Here is a 17,657-nt window from a genome sequence, read left to right as displayed (position 1 = left end):
TAATATTTTATCTTAATTGATTTAAAATAAATCAATATATGTATTATACAATAAATTTAGCATAAATACATACATATATATTATAAATATTAGAAATAGCAAAAATAAATATAGGTATAAGCATAGGGGGTGTTTTTATCGAATTTGAAGTAATTGTCAGATATAATGGAGATATTTCGTTTATACAACAAGAATTAGGGGTATTCGTAGAAATTTTAGAATATAATTACGCCATAATAACAGCTGATAGTGCAGAAAAAATTGATGCGCTACTTAATTATCCTCAAATAGTATTTATAGAAAAACCATTTATATTAACCACTCAAGATGTACAAAGTTTTTCGAGAACTGGAATAACTAGGTTTAAGAATTTAAATAATCTAAGTGGAAAAGGAACAATAATAGGTATCATTGATTCGGGGATAGATTACAATTTAGATGTATTTAAAGATAATCAGGGAAATTCAAAAATACTTTATTATTGGGACCAATCAATACAGGGAAACCCTCCAGAAGGATTTAGAAATGGTACTCTTTATACAAATGAAGATATAAATAGTGCAATAAGAGGAGAAAAGATAATACCGGTATCTGCAACTAGTGCCCATGGAACTCATGTAGCAGGGATATGCGCTCAAATTGCAAATGAAGCTAAATTAATAGTTGTAAGAGTTGGAAATAGATCAACTGATGTTTTTTCTAGAAGTACAGAGTTTATGAGGGCTATAAAATTTGTATTAAATAAAGCATTAGAACTATTAATGCCAATTGTTATAAATATAAGCTATGGTAGTAATGAAGGATCTCATAGAGGATTATCGTTATTTGAACAATATATAGATGATATGTGTTCATTTTGGAAGAATAATATAGTTGTTGCAGCTGGAAATAATGCAGACAAAGGCGGACATAGAAATATAAACATAAAGCAAGATAGAGAAGTTGAAGTTGAATTTGTAGTAGGTGATTCAGAAAAGATACTAAATATAAATATATGGCCTGACTTTATTGATAATTTTAGTGTTAGGTTGGTAAGTCCATCTAACGCTAAAACGCAAGAAATATCATTAACATCAGGAGAAATAAGAAATATAATAGGTGCAACTAGAATAAAAGGATACTTTTACCCTATAGCACCATATTCTCTTATAAGAAGGGTTACTCTTCAAATGACATCGAATACATTTATAAATGCGGGAATATGGAAATTGGTATTTACGCCTATAGATGTAGTCGTAGGAAATGTAAATATATACCTACCAACGTCAGAAGGAATAAGCAAAGATACTAGATTTTTAGGTGCAGATAAAAATTTGACTGTAACTGTTCCAGGAACTGCAAGTAAGGTAATAACTGTTGGAAGTTTTAACTCAAGAACTGACAATGTATCTGTATTCTCAGGAGAAGGGGATATAGAAAGAAATGTAATTAAGCCAGACTTACTAGCTCCAGGAGAAGATATACTATCAGTATTACCAGGTGGGAGTTTAGGTGCTTTAACAGGAACGAGTATGGCTACTCCACATGTGACTGGCTCGGCAGCGCTCTTAATGGAATGGGGAATTGTAAATAGAAATGATTTATTTTTTTATGGTCAAAAGTTAAGAGCATTTCTTATAAAGGAAGCTAGAAGAAACCCTGTATATAGATACCCAAATAACTCTATGGGATACGGCCTTTTTGATTTATCAAATGTAGATTTGAGTAGTATGTCTCAAATGAATAATGAATACGATTTTTTATATAGAAGTAATAAAAAAAAAGCGAAAAAGCTTAGAAGACTAGAAATTCCAGACGATATAAAAACATATATTCAAATTTTTCATGGACCTGGATTTGAAGAAGAATTAAAAAAAACAAATTTAGATTATAAGTTTTATCCTATAAGTGATAAAAATGGAATATTAATGATACCTTTAGGAGAACAAAATAAGATTAGTACAATAAAACGTTTAAGCTCTTATAAAACCTCAGAACCTATAATAACAATGAACTCACTAGGAACTATAACTAGAGGGATAGAGAACGGAGTTGTAGCCACAGAGGAAATTGGTGCAAATTTTTTTAAAGATAATATAAATATAAATTTAACCGGTAAAGGTGTATTAATAGCTATAATCGATTCTGGAATAGATTACTTACATGAAGATTTTATATATCCAGACAGAACATCTAAAATATTATATTTATGGGATCAAACTAAAGATGGTAGACCACCAAATGAGTTTTATATAGGTACAGAATATACAAGAGAAGAAATAAATAAAGCAATTTTAGAAAATGATAAGTCTTTGTCAGTAGATGAAGAGGGAACAGGTACAATGTTAAGTGGTATATGTGCAGGACTTGGAAATATAGATAAACGATATGAAGGTGTAGCTCCAGATGCAGAGTTGATAATCGTAAAACTAAAAAAAATTGATGGAAATTATAATAATGCACTTGTAGAAGCTGCGATGGATTATGCCTATAAAAAAGCAGCAGAAGCGAAAATGCCTTTGGTAATAAATATATCTTTAGGAAGTAATGACGTAGTAGGAGCTACACAGAGGATATTATCAGATACACCATTATTTAGTAGAGGAGTATGCCTTGTATCTGCAGTTGGAAATGAAGGCAATACTAGAACTCATGCTACAGGAGTGATTAATTTTAATGGAGATGAGCAAGATATAGAATTGGAACTTGCTGAAGATGAAGAATTTCTTGATATTAATTTATGGATAAATAAACCAGATAAGGCTAGTGTAGCAGTAATATCACCAAGTGGAGAAGTAAGTAAGTTCATTGAAGTTGAAAATTTTAATGAAGTAACGGGAATATTTGATTTTGAAGGTACATGGTATGCAATAACTTATATATATCCAACATCGTTTTCAGGTCAGCAAAAAACTATAATAAGACTAAAGAATGTAACAAAAGGTGTATGGAAGATTAGATTAAGAGGAGAATACATAAGTAATGGAATCTATAATATATATCTACCAAATAGAGTGCTTATAAAACCAGGGACTCAGTTTAGAGATTCAAGTCCAAATAATACTATAAATTATCCTTCTACATATAGTGATGTTATATCAGTAGGAGCATATAACATAATAAATAATAGTTTATGGCCACCTACTTCAAGAGGACCAACTATAAATGGTTTGTTAAGGCCAGACATAATAGCTCCAGGGGTAAACATAATATCAACATACCCAGATAATAAGTATGCCACTATAACTGGAACTGCAGCATCAGCTGCGTATGTATCTGGAGCTGTTAGTTTTTACTTACAGTACACATTAGTTGAAGGCTATTATAAACAAAAATCATTCACAACAATGATAAGAACTTTTCTTCAGGCAGGTGCAAAAAGAAATAAGGAAATAATTTATCCAAATGAAAGTTATGGATATGGAGAGCTAGATATAATTGGAATGTTTAATCAATTAAAATAAAGTTAGATAGGGAGTAAAATCACTGTGGAAAAATCTTATATTATAGTGTATCAAGGTAGTTTAGATGAAGTAATAAATGATTTATTAAAAAATCAAATAGAAAAATATATAATATTAAATGATACTATATTAGTAATATATGTTCCTATAGATTTTGATGAATTAAAATTAACTAAAATAGATACTATTGCATGGTGGCAAAATTCAGCTCCAATGAGTTCATTAATAGATATAACAAATAATATGAGTGAAGGAGAAAGTACTACTAGCGCTGCTGGAACTGATTATATTTATAAAAATCCGTATATAAATATTACAGGAAAAGGTATATTAATAGCTATAATAGACTCTGGAATAGATTACTTACACCCAGATTTTATAAATTTAGATGGTACAACAAGGATAGTATCGATATGGGACCAAGAAAGTATGAAAAAAAATCCTCCAAAAGGATTATTATATGGAAGTGAATTTACAAGAGATGAAATAAATCAAGCTATAAAAGAAAATGATGATACGTTAACTAAAGATAATATGGGTACAGGAACAATGGCAGCTGGAATTGCATCAGGTAATGGAAGGTTAAATAGAGAATATAAAGGTGTGGCCGTAGATAGTGAACTAATAATAGTAAAACTTAGAGAATACAAAGATAGATACAAAAAAGGTACAACAAATTATGAAAAAACAGATTTTTTAGCTGCAATAAAGTATGTTTTAGATATAGCTAAAAAAGAGAAAAAAGAATTAATAATAAATCTTACAGTAGGTCTTATGTCAAAATCAATAGTAAATCTTACTATGTTAGAAACATTTTCGGATATAGATAAACCAGGAATTATAGTAGTAAGTGGTGCAGGAAATGAAGGAAATACAGATATACATTATCAAGGAATAATTACATCTTTAGAAGAAAAAAATGATATAACAATTCAAGTAGGAGAACAGTTAAATTTAGACATAACAATAGTGGCAGTTGGTCCAGATAAGATTGGGGCATCAATAATATCTCCAGGCGGAGAAGTAAGCTATCAAATAATGTATTCTCCAGATTTTTACGTATATAGAGGAAAGTTTAACTTAGAAGACACAGCCTATGAAATGAAATTTACTTATCCATGGCTAGAATCAGGACATCAAGAATTAATAATAAGACTACTAGACGTTAAGCCTGGTATATGGAATGTAAGACTTGCACCTGAATTTATAATTAGAGGTGAGTATGATTTATATTTGCCAAATAAAAATTTAATGTCTGAAAATACTAGATTTCTAGATCCAGATTCAGTAGCAACTCTAACTATGTATGCAACACAAGAAAGTGTAATAACAATAGGTGGATACAATGGAAGGACTGATAGCCTATGGATAGGTTCATCAAAAGGACCTGTAAAAAATGGGGGGATAAAACCAGATATAATAGCGCCATGTGTTGATATAATTTCCACATACAAAGACAAGTCATATAATACAGCGACAGGTACTGGAGTAAGTTCATCAGTAGTAAGTGGAGTATTAGCATTAATGATGGAGTTTATAAAAGAACAAACTAATGAGTATGAAGAAGCATTATATACTCAACAGTTAAAAACATATTTAATGCTTGGTGCGACTAAGAATGAGATATATACATTCCCAAATGTATCTCAAGGATATGGAGTTTTAAATCTCAAAGATACCATTATTTCTATTTCAAATAACTTTGAATAAAGCGTATTTTATAAGAAATAATGCAAAAACTAAAAATGAAAAGAGGTGATAGTTTTGCAAAATGAAAAAAGTAAAGCATTAAGTGGAGAAAATAACAAAAGATTAAAATCAAATAGGCCAACAAATCAAGAGAGCACAGCTGCTTGGGCAAATACACAGGAACTACAAGAAGTAACTAATGTATCAATCCCATCTTTAAATAATGTAGAAAATGCTAAAGAGTGGGTTGATAATGGAAGTAGATTATAATAAAAAAAGTATGCTTTAAGAATTTAAAGCATACTTTTTTATAAAGATGATTAAAAAATTTTATTTAGAAACTTTTAATAATAAAATATTGACATATATGGGGGTGATATAAATACTATGAAAAAAGAATTTAGAGCAAATTACACTTTAGTAGGAAATGTGATTTATGGAGAAGGTTTTGAAGATGATTTAAAAAAATTTGGAGATAAATTTAAGTTTGAAAAAATTTCAGAAAACTTTGGAATATTATTCGCGGAGAATAATGAACTTAATGGTATTAGTGATATTAGTGATATTAGTGATGTTATTGATATAAAATCGTTATATAGATTAGAACCTAGTATTCGATTAGCATCATTAATAAATATAAATCTAGGAACTTTTAATGGTGTTGTGGCTAACGAAGATATAGGTGCAAATTTTATTAAAGATAACCCTAATATATCAATAAGTGGCAAAGGAGTTATAATTGGTATTGCAGATTCTGGGATTGATTATCTACATCCAGATTTTATATATCCAGATAAAACATCTAAAATTTTATATCTATGGGATCAAACAAAAGAAGGAAAAGCACCAAATGGATTTTATATAGGTACAGAATATAACAGAGAAGATATAAATAAAGCAATTTTAGAAGAAGATGCTTCTTTATCAGTAGATGAAGAAGGTACAGGAACCATGATAAGTGGAATATGCACAGGATTAGGAAATATAAACCCTAAGTATAAAGGAGTAGCAGAAGAATCAGATCTAATAATAGTAAAATTAAAGAAAATAGAAAATGATTATAATAATGGCTATTTAATAGCGGCCATGGAATATATGTATCAAAAAGCGAGACAAGAAAGAAAACCTCTTGTTAATAATGTTTCTTTGGGAAATAATAGTTTAGTAGGGATGAGCTCTAGGCTTTCTACAGATAAGTTATTTTTTGAGCATGGATTATGCCAAGTAATAGGAGTAGGAAATGAAGGTAATACACAGACGCATGCATCAGGAAAATTAGGATTTAATGGAGAAATACAAGATGTAGAGATAGACGTAGAGGAAGATGAGGAAATTTTAAATATAGAGTTATGGGTAAATAGACCAGATAAAATCGATTTATATATAATATCTCCAAGTGGAGATGAAAGTAAGGTTGCTTTTGTTTCTGATTACAATATTATAAGTGGATTATTTAACTTAGAAAATACTAGATACACAATATCTTTTTCGTATCCATTTTCTTACTCAGGCCAGCAAAGAACAGTAATAAATTTAACTGATGTTAAAAGAGGAATTTGGAAAATTAGATTAATAGGAGCATATATAACAAATGGAATATATAATATGTACCTAGAAAATAGAAAATTCATCAAACCAGGAACTAAATTTTCAAAGAGTGACCCATCAAGTACAATAAACTATCCATCTACATTAGATGATGTAATAAGTGTAGGAGCATATGATACTATAAATAATAGTCTATGGGCACCATCATCAAGAGGACCTACCATAGAATCATTGTTAAAGCCAGATATAGTAGCACCTGGCGTAAATATAATAGGTCCATATATAAATAAAACATATGCAACAGGGACAGGAACTGGCATAGCATCGGCATACACATCAGGAGCAGTCGCATTATTTCTTCAATATATACAAGTAAATGGGAATTATGAAAATAAAGCATTCGTACAAAAGATAAGAACATATCTAACTGCAGGAGCTAGAAGAAATCAAGATGTTGTATATCCTAATTATAGTTATGGATATGGAGAGTTAGATATAAGAGGATTGTTTGAACAATTAAGGTAATTTTAGGGAGAATATATTTATATGGAAAAATCATATGTGATTGTTTATGATAATTTAGAACGTTTAGAGACTGATTTAAATTTATATAACATAGATAAATATATTATATTAAATAATCAAATAGCATCAATTTATGTTGATGAAAGTTTTGAAGAAGAGACATTAAAAAGTATAAAAAGCATATCAGATTGGATACCATCAGTACCTATGAGTTCATTAATTGATATAACTGATAATTTAGAAAGTGGAATAAGTGTAAAAATAGCATCAGGTATTGATTATGTTGATAAAAACCCATATATAAAAACATCAGGAAAAGGATGTATAATTACAATTATAGACTCTGGCATAGACTATCTACATCCTGATTTTATAAACTCAGATGGTACTACAAAAATAGTATCTATATGGGATCAAGAAAGTCAAATGGGGAACCCTCCAATAGGATTATTATTTGGAAGCGAGTTTAAAAAAGATATTATAAATGAGTATATAAGAAATAGTGATCCAAGTTTAAGTAAAGATAATATTGGAACTGGTACTGTGGCTTCAGGAATAGCATGTGGCAGGGGAAACTTAAATAGAGAATACAAAGGGGTAGCAGTAGATAGTGAATTATTAGTAATAAAGTTAAAATCATATAAAGATACTTATAAAGAAGGAAAAATTAATTATGAACTATCAGACTTCTTAGCAGGAGTAAAATATGCTATAGATATAGCTAGAAAAGAAGAAAAAAACATGATCATTAATTTAACTTTAGGGGAAAGATCAAGGTCTGTAGTAGTAGCTACATTACTAGATACTTTTAATGATTTAAGAGGAAGGGGTGTAATAGTAGTTAGTGGGGCAGGAAACGAAGGAAATACTGATATACACTACCAAGGAAAAATAAATAGTATAGATGATATTCAAGATATACCAATTCAAGTTGGAGAGCAAAAAAATTTAGATATAACATTAAGTGTTGCAGGTCCTGATAAAATAGCAGCTTCAATAATATCACCATCAGGTGAAATAAGCTATAAAGTTGTATATGCTCCAGATGATTATACATATAAAGGTAAATTTAATATAGAAGATACATCTTATGAAATTAGATATCTATATCCTTGGATAAAATCAGCGACTCAAGAATTAACAATAAAATTAAATAATGTTAAACCAGGAGTATGGACTTTAAGGTTATTTCCAGAATTTATTATAGATGGATTGTACGATGTGTATTTACCCAATAAAAACTTAATCTCTAACGATACTAGATTTACAGATCCAAATTCATTTGTAACCATAACTTTGTTTGGTGCAATTTCAAATGCAATAACTATAGGAGCATATGATGATAAGATTGATAGTGTATGGATAGGTTCATCAAAAGGCCCAGTAAGAGGTAGACCTATAAAGCCAGATTTATTAGCACCAGGGGTTGATATAATATCTCCATCTAAAAATGGAAGCTATACCACATCAACGGGTACAGGAGTAAGCAGTTCTATGGTAAGTGGAGTTGTAGCTATACTTATGGAATATATAACAAGTCAAAGTGCATTTAGCCGAAATTTATTATTCACAGAAGTTTTAAAAACTTACTTAATGCTTGGAGCAAGAAAAAAAGATCTATATATATATCCAAATGTAACAAGAGGTTATGGGGTACTTGATTTAAAAAACACATTTATACAATTAGCTAAAATATTAAGATGAGTAGACCTATTTTAATAGGTCTACATAAAATATAAATTATTCACTAGGAACGAGTATATAATCACCATAAGATATTTGATAATCTTTGGAAATGGTATCAGGATTTTCATTAAGAGCTACTAATCTAAAATATTCAATATTCTCAATATCAGAATTATAAATTTTTATTATATCGTCTAAAGTCTCGCCGGATAAAACTAAGTGTTTAACTAATATTCTATCTTTCATGACATTATCGTATGCTTTTTTATAGCTTAATTTAGATAGCTTTGAAAAAAATGAAACATTTTCTACAAAATAATCTTTAGCTCTATCTAGAGAAGTTATATAATTATAAACAGATGAGCGTATGATATTAGAAGAATATCCTTTATCAACTGATGGTGATATAAATGTTATTATAAATAAAAATATAAATAGATATTTCAAGCAATGCACCTCCTAGCTAATATTATTGATAAATAAATATAGTATTAAACATTTGTGATAATTATTTAGAAAATAAATTATTGACTAAAAAAATATAAGTTGGTATAATCTTTTTAAATAGTTGAAATAATATAACAATAATAGACTGTGAAGAGAAGAGTAAATATAAAAGGTAGTCATAGCGAGTTGAGGATGGTGAAAGCTCAATACGAAGTTTATATTGAAGAACATCTCGGAGTTTCTAACCGAAATCTTGAAAGAGAGTAGACTTAGACGGGAAGTCCCGTTACAGACTATAAGCAATGCTTACTAAGAGGCCAGTTTTGGCAATTAGGGTGGTACCGCGAGAGCAACAGCCTTTCGTCCCTTTTTATAGGGATGAAGGGCTTTTTTAATACAAAATAATAAATATTTTAGTAATAAATAAAATAAGTAATATAAAAAATAAAATATGGAGGAAACAAAATGCAAAAAGAATTTATAGAAATTAAAGACTTGTACAGAAAAAAAGAAGAGTATGTAGGTAAAACTGTAAATGTAGCTGGATGGATAAGATTATCTAGAGCATCTAAAAACTTTGGATTTATAGAGTTAAATGATGGAAGTTTCTTTAAGAACATGCAAATAGTAATAGCAGAAGATAAATTAGAGAATTTCAAAGAAATATCTAAATTACCAATAAGTTCATCAATACTTGTAGAAGGAGAATTAGTATCAACAGAAGGTGCTAAGCAACCAGTTGAAATACATGCTACTAAAGTAGTAGTAGAAGGAGAATCAGATTCTTCATATCCATTACAAAAGAAAAGACATACATTAGAGTATCTAAGAACAATAGCTCACTTAAGACCAAGAAGTAACACTTTCTCTGCTGTATTTAGAGTAAGAAGTTTAGCAGCATACGCTATACATAAGTTCTTCCAAGATAGAAACTTCGTGTATGCACATTCTCCAATCATAACAGGAAGTGACTGTGAGGGTGCAGGAGAAATGTTTAGAATAACTACTATGGATTTAAACAACATACCTAAGAATGAAGAAGGAAATATAGACTATTCTAAAGACTTCTTTGGGAAAGAAGCTAACTTAACAGTTAGTGGTCAATTAAATGCAGAAATAATGGCACTTGCATTTAGAAATGTTTATACATTTGGACCAACTTTTAGAGCTGAAAACTCATTTACTCAAAGACATGCATCAGAATTCTGGATGATAGAACCTGAAATATGTTTTGCAGACTTAGAAGACAATATGGAACTTGCTGAAGACATGATAAAATACGTAATAAACTACGTAATGGAAAATGCTCCAGAAGAAATGGAATTCTTCAATAACTTTATAGACAAAGGATTATTAGATAGATTAAACAACGTAGTAAACTCTGAATTTAAGAGACTTACTTATACAGATGCTGTTAAAATATTACAAGAAAGCGGACATGAATTTGAATACCCAGTTAATTGGGGAGATGATCTTCAAACCGAACATGAAAGGTATTTAACAGAACAAATATTTAAAGCTCCAGTATTTGTTACTGATTATCCAAAGGACATAAAAGCATTCTATATGAGAATGAATGAAGATGGAAAGACTGTTAGAGCAATGGACTTATTAGTTCCAGGAGTAGGAGAAATAGTTGGAGGTTCTCAAAGAGAAGAAAGAGAAGAAAAACTATTAGAAAGAATAGAAGAAATGGGATTAAACAAGGAAGATTACTGGTGGTACTTAGAACTTAGAAAGTTCGGAACAGCTACTCACTCAGGATTTGGACTAGGATTTGAAAGAATAATAATGTACATGACAGGAATGTCTAATATAAGAGACGTAATACCATTCCCAAGAACTCCTAAAAATGCTGAATTCTAATATTTATATATTAAAGCACTAGACTTATGTTTAGTGCTTTTTATATTATAATAATATTTAAAAAATAAATAAAAAATTAGTTATATAAAAAAATCTGTTTAGACCATCACAATATGGATATATACATAATGTAAACAAATTAAATAGGAGGCTTTAAAATGAAAGCATTTGTAGATAAAGACGTATGTATAGGATGTGGAGCATGTGTAGGAATATGCCCAGAAGTATTTGATATGGATAATGATGGATTAGCAGTAGCTATAGAAGGAGAAATAAGTGAGGATTTACAAGAAAGTGCACAAGAAGCATGTGAAGGATGTCCAGTAAGTGCAATAACAATTGAATAATAAAATTAAAAGCTTAGGGAATATCCTAAGCTTTTAATTTTATTATTCGGCTTTAAATCGAATTATCTAAACGTTACTAAATATAAGCGAACTTTATATACAGAAAAATTTAACAAATTATCTAAATAATATATGAGTAGTATAAGTCCTAATTTAATAAAATATAGAAAAATAGATTATATTTTATGTTATAATTATTAATCATAATAAAAATTGGAGGCAAAATGATAAAGATACTTGACAATATAATGTTGATAATAGATATTTTATTAATTATATATTTTTATAACTATGCAGTTGATACAACAGATATAGTTCAAAGGCTTATAAGTTGTGCAGCTATAACTATGGAAATATCATTTATAATAAGACATATTAAGCTTATGAAATCTAGAAAAGTTAATTAATACAATGTTTTTAACAAAATATTCAGGGTATTAAATAGATAGATTAAAGATTTAAGGAGGATAATATGGCTTATATAAATATAGATAATAAAAAATTAAAAGAATTAATGAAAAAAGAGGATACTATATTAATTGATATAAGGACAAGGGAAGAATATGAAGATAATAATATAGAAAACTCTATAAATATACCATTAAATAATTTATTATTTGAGATAGATGAATTAGAAGAATACAAAGAAAAAAATGTTATTGTTTACTGTAGAAGTGGACATAGAAGTATAACAGCATGTAATCTACTTCATATGGAAGGATTCAACAAATTATATAATTTAGAAAAGGGAATAATTGGATTGTAAACTCTAGCTTTTAGCTAGAGTTTTATAGTATACTTGATAATATGAATATAGCAATAAATAAGTTAAATGCTTGTATTGGAGGTAATAATGAATACAGAAGAAAAATATAGTAATTATTCAAAAGAGGATGGGAAAATCTTAAATAAAATTTCAAATTATTATAGACTAGAAATAAATAATGAAATGAATTGTTCTAAGTGCCATACTGAAAGTAAATATGGAAGTAATTATTGTAAACAATGCGGCAATGAGCTTTTTAAAGTAGTAGATAAAAACTTATTTAATATAGGAGAAAAAAGTAAATTTAATATTAATAATATAAAAAGCTATGCTAGTAGCACTAATATATTTATAACCTCTGTATCATCTATATTGATTTTATTTATTTTATCTGTAATTTTTAATGGTATGATGGATATAAGTTTAGGAAAATTAGGGATTAGTATAAGTCCACTTCATACAATGCTAGGTATGAATTTAGGTAGTATTAATATAACATCATCATCTTTAATAGGTGTAGGTGAAGTAAGCGTACATTTAGGAGTAATATCTTTATTAATAGCACCTATAATATCCTTAGTTATAAGTAATATATTATTTATGAAAAATAAAAGTAACACACCTAATGAACTCATTATAAATTCTATAGGGGTTGGAATAGTTTACGCTTTATTTATGGCAGTTATAAGTATGATATCAAAAATTGAATTAAACTCATATGATATGATGAACATAGCTACTTTACTTAAAGTAAAGTTTGCTACAACAAGTATATTTATAAATAGTTTTTTAATAGGATTTTTATCTACATTTACTATAGGATATAAAAAAAGAATAGGCAAAGAAAACATATATATAAATATATTTAAAAAAGTTATAAATATATTTATAATAGGTTACATATTAGTATTTATAATTGTTGGTATACTTACTATATCCGATAGTACATATTTATACGAGTTTGGTATATCTGAATATATGAAATATATAAACACAGGAATAATTGTAAGTCAATTATCTGTTTATATGTGGGGATTTGCAAATTTAATTCCTATGGTTATAGGTGATTATACAATATCTATATTTAATATATTAAATTCTAATTTATTTTTTGATACTAAGCTTATATTTATAATAGTATTTATATTAGTAAGTCTTATAATATTAATAGCTGGATGTAATTTAAAGAAACATTTTAAAAATAATGATAAAAATGTATTACTTATATTTAGTATAATGTATTCTTTTGTTATGGCATTAATATCTATGTTAAGTAAAATTGATGTTGGTATGGGAATGTTAACTACAAATGCAAATAATCATAATGTTATTACATTTGGACTACCTATTATAATTACAATTATAAGTTCATTTATATATAGCTATATATTAGCCTTTATAGGATATAAACTTTATAACTTTGAATAAGTATAGTTGGAGGATAAATATGGAAAATATACAAGAGAAAATAGAAGGTGAAGTATCAAAGATTAAAGATAAAATAGAAAAGAGTAAAAATAAAGTAGACTTAATAAAAGAAAAAAATAGTATAAATAAGATTATAAATGAAAATCAAGAATTAAAATCAAGGCTATTTTTAGATATGGGGATATTAATTTATGATAAAATAAGAAAAAATGAAATCGTAGATACTGATTTTGATGAGATAAGTAATGAGATAGTAAAAATAGATAAAATAATATATGAAAATATGAAAATAATAGAAGCTTTAAATAAATCTATGGAAGAGAGTATATGTGAATGTGGAAACACAATAAGTAAAGGTGCTAAATTCTGTGCAGAATGTGGCAAAAAAGTAGAACTTAAGCTAGAAGAAAAAGAATATATAACTTGTGAAATATGTAATATGAATATAGATATAGATTCCATATATTGTACATGTTGTGGAAATAAAATAAATTAAAAAATAAGCATCACGTAAATTTTACGTGGTGCTTATTTTTTATTAATATAAATTGCATATAGATATATAATTATATAGGGAGGGGATATTATGAATGAAGTAATAAATACTATAAATAAAAGAGTGTCATTAAGAAGATACAAGGATAAAATGATAGAGAAAGAACATTTAGATTTAATAATAAATAGTGCAATAAAAGCGCCAACAGCAGGAAATATGATGATGTATTCTATTATAAAGATAACAAATAAAAATACTAAAGAATTATTAAGTAAAACTTGTGATAATCAGCTATTTATAAAAAATGCACAAGTAATATTATTATTTTTAGCAGATATGAGAAAATGGTTTGACTATTTTAATATATGTGATGTTAAAGATATAAAATCACCTGGAATAAATGATTTTATGTTAGGAGTAAATGATGCTATAATAGCATGTCAAAATGCAGTTTTAGCGGCTGAAAGCCTAGGTATAGGAAGTTGCTATATAGGAGATATTATGGAAAATTATGAAAAGCATAAAGAAATATTAGATTTACCAAGCTATACATTCCCAGCTTGTATGATAACACTAGGCTATTATCCTGATAATTTTAAAAAGATTTATAGAGATAGATTTGAAAAAGAATATGTTGTTTTTGAAGAAAAATACCAAAGATTAAATGAAGATGATTTAAATAAAATGTATAAATATAAAGAAGAAAAAATGATAAAAAATAACCCCAAAAATGCTAAAAACTTTGGCGAATTAATATACAAAAATAAAATTAGTTCAGAATTTTCAATAGAAATGGATAGGTCTATAAAAGAGTGGATAAAAGATTTTACTGGATAATTTAATAAAAAATAGTTACTTAATTTAATGAAAATATACTTTATATATGATAAACTATAATAGTATTTTGAGTTATGGAGGGAGCATATGGGAAAAGACAGAAAAGAAAGAATATCAGACGATACTTTTAGCATAACTATGGAATTAGAAAGACCACTAATAATAGATCAGATAAATAAGCATACTGAACAAAAGGAAAAAGAATTAAGAAGAAAAAATATCAAAAGAAAAATACTTATAACAATCGCTATAATATTAGGCATATCATTTTTAGGATTTTTTATATGGATAGGAAATACATATGAACCAGGAACATTGGCAAAAGAAGCGTTAATAAGTGATAAGAATGTAGAAGTTAAAATAGATAAAAATATAGTGTTTACTCCAAAAAATAAGGATGTAACTAAAGGGTTTATATTTTATCCAGGAGCTAAAATAAATCCAGAAGCTTATGCACCAATATGCAAAGAGATAGCAGAGGCTGGGTATGAAGTAGTTATATTAAAAATGCCACTTAATATAGCTTTTCTGGGAGAAAATGAAGCTAGTAAAGTAATGAAGGAATATAAAAATATAACACATTGGGTAGTAGGAGGACATTCTTTAGGGGGAGTGGTTGCTTCAAGCTTTGCAGCTGAAAACAACTTAGTAGATGGAGTTGTATTACTTTCATCATATCCTATGACTGATAAGTTAAAAAATATGACAAAAGACGTAGTGTCTATATGGGGAAGTAAGGATGGTGTAGTAAACTTTGAATCACTAATAGATTCTAAAAAAGATTTACCTAACAATACTACTTATGTAGAAATAGAAGGTGCTAATCATTCCTATTTTGGAGATTATGGACTTCAAAATGGAGATAATGAAGCATTAATAAGTGAAAAAGAGCAAATTAACAAAACTGCTAAGAGTATAATTAAATTCTTAAAAGAGATAAATTAAACAAAAAATACTATAGGAATCCTATAGTATTTTTATTTTTACATATTATTGTAAAATTTATAAAAACCTACGTCACTAATTTTAGTAGGATTTATATCCTTTCTAAAAGCATTTATAAACCACATAACATCATTTTTTCTTATAGATTTAAACAATATTAAAAATATAAAATAAAACAAAATAACTAACAATACTTGTGGTATAATTAGAGTCTTTATATTTGTAACATCAAAAATATATTTTACTATAGTAGCAGATAAAGTAACGGATATGGCTGGTTTTAAAATCCAATCACCTATAAGAAAATCAAGTTTTGTAACTTTTAATAGTTTATTTATACTTAAAGTTGCATTTAGTAAAGTACCAACAAATAATACTAATATAAAACCTTCAATACCCTTTTTAGGGATTACAAAAAATATTAATGCAATTCTAACACTCATATCTATAAGGTTATATTTTAATGTACTAACTTGTTGGTCAAGAGCATTTAAACTACCATCAACAACTCTATCTAGATACATAAAAGGTATCAAAGGAGCAAGAATTCTCATCATATCTCCAACTTTAGCGCTATTATATATAGTAATGCCCATTTCTTTAGAGTATATAATAAAAAGTCCTGATGCAAACACTGCTATCATAAGTGTAAATTTAAAAACTCTAGATATTATACTATTTACTCGATTAGTTTGATTAAGTGCTTTAGCTTCGGCTATTTCAGGTATTATTAGCGTAGAAAATGAAGCTAAAAATATAGATGGAAAGCAGAGAATAGGAAGTACCATACCCTTAATCATACCAAATATAGATAAAGAAGCAGAAGTAGTAGAACCAAATTGTCTAAGAGCATTTGGTATTAAAATATCTTCTAAAGTCCTAAGGCCTGTTTGTATATAAGCGCTACAAGCAATAGGAAAAGCTATTTTGGAAATAGTCAATAAACTACAATTAGAACTAGTACTATCAATGCGCCTAAATCCGGATTTTTTTTCAAATAAATATAGAATGTAAGAATAAACAGCTGCTAGTATATTAGCCACAGTCATAGCTATAGCTACTAAAATACAAGTATAATCAAGACCTTTAGGCAAATATAAACCTAAAAAAGTTATTATTATTATCATTGATGAAGATACTTCAAGAATATCTGAAGTTATACTTTTTACAATTTTTCTCATTCCATAGAAATATCCATGAAGACAAGAGCAAATACCGATAAAAGGTAAACTTAAAGCTAATATTTTTAGAGGGAATATAGTTCTTTCATCTCCGATAAATTTTATAGCTATAAACTCTGAACTATTGTAAATTATAAATGTAGTTAAAGAACTAAAGAAAAGACTATATACAAAGGCTCTATTCATAATTTTTTTTATATTAGCTCTGTTATTTTTTCCAAGTTCTTCAGCTATAAGCCTAGTGGTAGTTACTCTAATACCAGATATGGCAAAAGTAGAAGTCATTATATGAATACTCATTATAAGTTGATATAACCCCATACCTTCAGCACCAATTTCATTAGAAATATACACTCGAAATCCAGTATTTATAAACCCCAGTGTAACGGTGGTAAACGTTAAAATAAACGCATTTATTAAAAGTTTTCTTCTTTTAACTATGTTCATAAAATT

Annotated in this window: 15 protein-coding genes and 1 other annotated feature; of the genes, 13 read left to right on the top strand and 2 right to left on the bottom strand. The window is 27.7% G+C overall.

The window, feature by feature from the left end:
• Positions 1–86: 86 nt before the first annotated feature.
• The 5 genes from cspBA to cspC (ABHC41_RS01545) all read left to right on the top strand — a co-directional run bounded on the left by cspBA (position 87) and on the right by cspC (ABHC41_RS01545) (position 8,909).
• Positions 87–3,443, top strand: a complete 3,357-nt coding sequence (gene cspBA, locus ABHC41_RS01565) for a bifunctional germination protease/germinant receptor pseudoprotease CspBA (RefSeq protein ID WP_330677993.1) — start codon at positions 87–89, stop codon at positions 3,441–3,443.
• 24 nt (positions 3,444–3,467) lie between these two features.
• Entirely contained in the window at positions 3,468–5,153 is a 1,686-nt protein-coding gene (cspC, locus tag ABHC41_RS01560; RefSeq protein ID WP_195236911.1) for a bile acid germinant receptor pseudoprotease CspC, read from the top strand.
• A gap of 45 nt (positions 5,154–5,198) precedes the next feature.
• Positions 5,199–5,402, top strand: a complete 204-nt coding sequence (locus ABHC41_RS01555; protein WP_334292232.1) for a DUF3787 domain-containing protein — start codon at positions 5,199–5,201, stop codon at positions 5,400–5,402.
• 117 nt (positions 5,403–5,519) lie between these two features.
• Entirely contained in the window at positions 5,520–7,205 is a 1,686-nt protein-coding gene (locus ABHC41_RS01550) for a S8 family peptidase (protein ID WP_195236912.1), read from the top strand.
• 21 nt (positions 7,206–7,226) lie between these two features.
• On the top strand, positions 7,227–8,909 hold the full coding sequence (gene cspC / locus ABHC41_RS01545) for a bile acid germinant receptor pseudoprotease CspC (RefSeq protein ID WP_195236913.1): 1,683 nt from the start codon (positions 7,227–7,229) through the stop codon (positions 8,907–8,909).
• Between the two features lie 36 nt (positions 8,910–8,945).
• Here cspC (ABHC41_RS01545) and ABHC41_RS01540 read toward each other — a convergent pair whose 3' ends face one another.
• Positions 8,946–9,338 (bottom strand): hypothetical protein, encoded by a 393-nt coding sequence (locus ABHC41_RS01540; protein WP_166505036.1) that lies wholly within the window; start codon positions 9,336–9,338, stop codon positions 8,946–8,948.
• Between the two features lie 138 nt (positions 9,339–9,476).
• Positions 9,477–9,709: a binding site (T-box leader), on the top strand.
• Positions 9,710–9,803: 94 nt separating this feature from the next.
• Here ABHC41_RS01540 and asnS point away from each other — a divergent pair.
• The 8 genes from asnS to ABHC41_RS01500 all read left to right on the top strand — a co-directional run bounded on the left by asnS (position 9,804) and on the right by ABHC41_RS01500 (position 16,023).
• Complete coding sequence (asnS, locus tag ABHC41_RS01535) at positions 9,804–11,204, top strand: asparagine--tRNA ligase (RefSeq protein WP_166505037.1); 1,401 nt, start codon at positions 9,804–9,806, stop codon at positions 11,202–11,204.
• Positions 11,205–11,362: 158 nt separating this feature from the next.
• Complete coding sequence (locus tag ABHC41_RS01530; RefSeq protein WP_092926779.1) at positions 11,363–11,551, top strand: ferredoxin; 189 nt, start codon at positions 11,363–11,365, stop codon at positions 11,549–11,551.
• A gap of 224 nt (positions 11,552–11,775) precedes the next feature.
• Positions 11,776–11,958 carry a hypothetical protein gene (locus ABHC41_RS01525; RefSeq protein WP_092926777.1) on the top strand — a complete coding sequence of 61 codons (183 nt, stop codon included), beginning with the start codon at positions 11,776–11,778 and terminating at the stop codon, positions 11,956–11,958.
• A 65-nt stretch (positions 11,959–12,023) separates the two neighbouring features.
• Entirely contained in the window at positions 12,024–12,317 is a 294-nt protein-coding gene (locus ABHC41_RS01520; RefSeq protein ID WP_195236914.1) for a rhodanese-like domain-containing protein, read from the top strand.
• 87 nt (positions 12,318–12,404) lie between these two features.
• Positions 12,405–13,745 (top strand): hypothetical protein, encoded by a 1,341-nt coding sequence (locus ABHC41_RS01515; RefSeq protein WP_195236915.1) that lies wholly within the window; start codon positions 12,405–12,407, stop codon positions 13,743–13,745.
• Between the two features lie 19 nt (positions 13,746–13,764).
• Positions 13,765–14,241, top strand: a complete 477-nt coding sequence (locus ABHC41_RS01510; protein WP_166505039.1) for a zinc ribbon domain-containing protein — start codon at positions 13,765–13,767, stop codon at positions 14,239–14,241.
• 90 nt (positions 14,242–14,331) lie between these two features.
• On the top strand, positions 14,332–15,078 hold the full coding sequence (locus ABHC41_RS01505; protein WP_207733502.1) for a nitroreductase family protein: 747 nt from the start codon (positions 14,332–14,334) through the stop codon (positions 15,076–15,078).
• Between the two features lie 87 nt (positions 15,079–15,165).
• Entirely contained in the window at positions 15,166–16,023 is an 858-nt protein-coding gene (locus ABHC41_RS01500; RefSeq protein ID WP_166505040.1) for an alpha/beta hydrolase, read from the top strand.
• A gap of 38 nt (positions 16,024–16,061) precedes the next feature.
• Here ABHC41_RS01500 and ABHC41_RS01495 read toward each other — a convergent pair whose 3' ends face one another.
• Positions 16,062–17,651, bottom strand: coding sequence for a polysaccharide biosynthesis C-terminal domain-containing protein (locus ABHC41_RS01495; RefSeq protein WP_195236916.1), 1,590 nt, complete (start codon positions 17,649–17,651; stop codon positions 16,062–16,064).
• Positions 17,652–17,657 lie beyond the last annotated feature (6 nt).

Source organism: Romboutsia sp. 1001216sp1 (assembly GCF_039841805.1).
GTDB classification, from domain to species: Bacteria; Bacillota; Clostridia; order Peptostreptococcales; family Peptostreptococcaceae; genus Romboutsia_C; species Romboutsia_C hominis.
The sequence above is the reverse complement of the archived record's forward strand: the minus strand, read 5'-3'. Positions and strand labels throughout refer to the sequence as shown.

Coding starts and splice junctions, on each gene's coding strand:
- ABHC41_RS01550 (WP_195236912.1), top strand. CDS start 5,520: ATGAAAAAAGAATTTAGAGCAAATTACACTTTAGTAGGAAATGTGATT.
- cspC (WP_195236913.1), top strand. CDS start 7,227: ATGGAAAAATCATATGTGATTGTTTATGATAATTTAGAACGTTTAGAG.
- asnS (WP_166505037.1), top strand. CDS start 9,804: ATGCAAAAAGAATTTATAGAAATTAAAGACTTGTACAGAAAAAAAGAA.
- ABHC41_RS01530 (WP_092926779.1), top strand. CDS start 11,363: ATGAAAGCATTTGTAGATAAAGACGTATGTATAGGATGTGGAGCATGT.
- ABHC41_RS01525 (WP_092926777.1), top strand. CDS start 11,776: ATGATAAAGATACTTGACAATATAATGTTGATAATAGATATTTTATTA.
- ABHC41_RS01520 (WP_195236914.1), top strand. CDS start 12,024: ATGGCTTATATAAATATAGATAATAAAAAATTAAAAGAATTAATGAAA.
- ABHC41_RS01515 (WP_195236915.1), top strand. CDS start 12,405: ATGAATACAGAAGAAAAATATAGTAATTATTCAAAAGAGGATGGGAAA.
- ABHC41_RS01510 (WP_166505039.1), top strand. CDS start 13,765: ATGGAAAATATACAAGAGAAAATAGAAGGTGAAGTATCAAAGATTAAA.
- ABHC41_RS01505 (WP_207733502.1), top strand. CDS start 14,332: ATGAATGAAGTAATAAATACTATAAATAAAAGAGTGTCATTAAGAAGA.
- ABHC41_RS01500 (WP_166505040.1), top strand. CDS start 15,166: ATGGGAAAAGACAGAAAAGAAAGAATATCAGACGATACTTTTAGCATA.
- ABHC41_RS01495 (WP_195236916.1), bottom strand. CDS start 17,651: ATGAACATAGTTAAAAGAAGAAAACTTTTAATAAATGCGTTTATTTTA.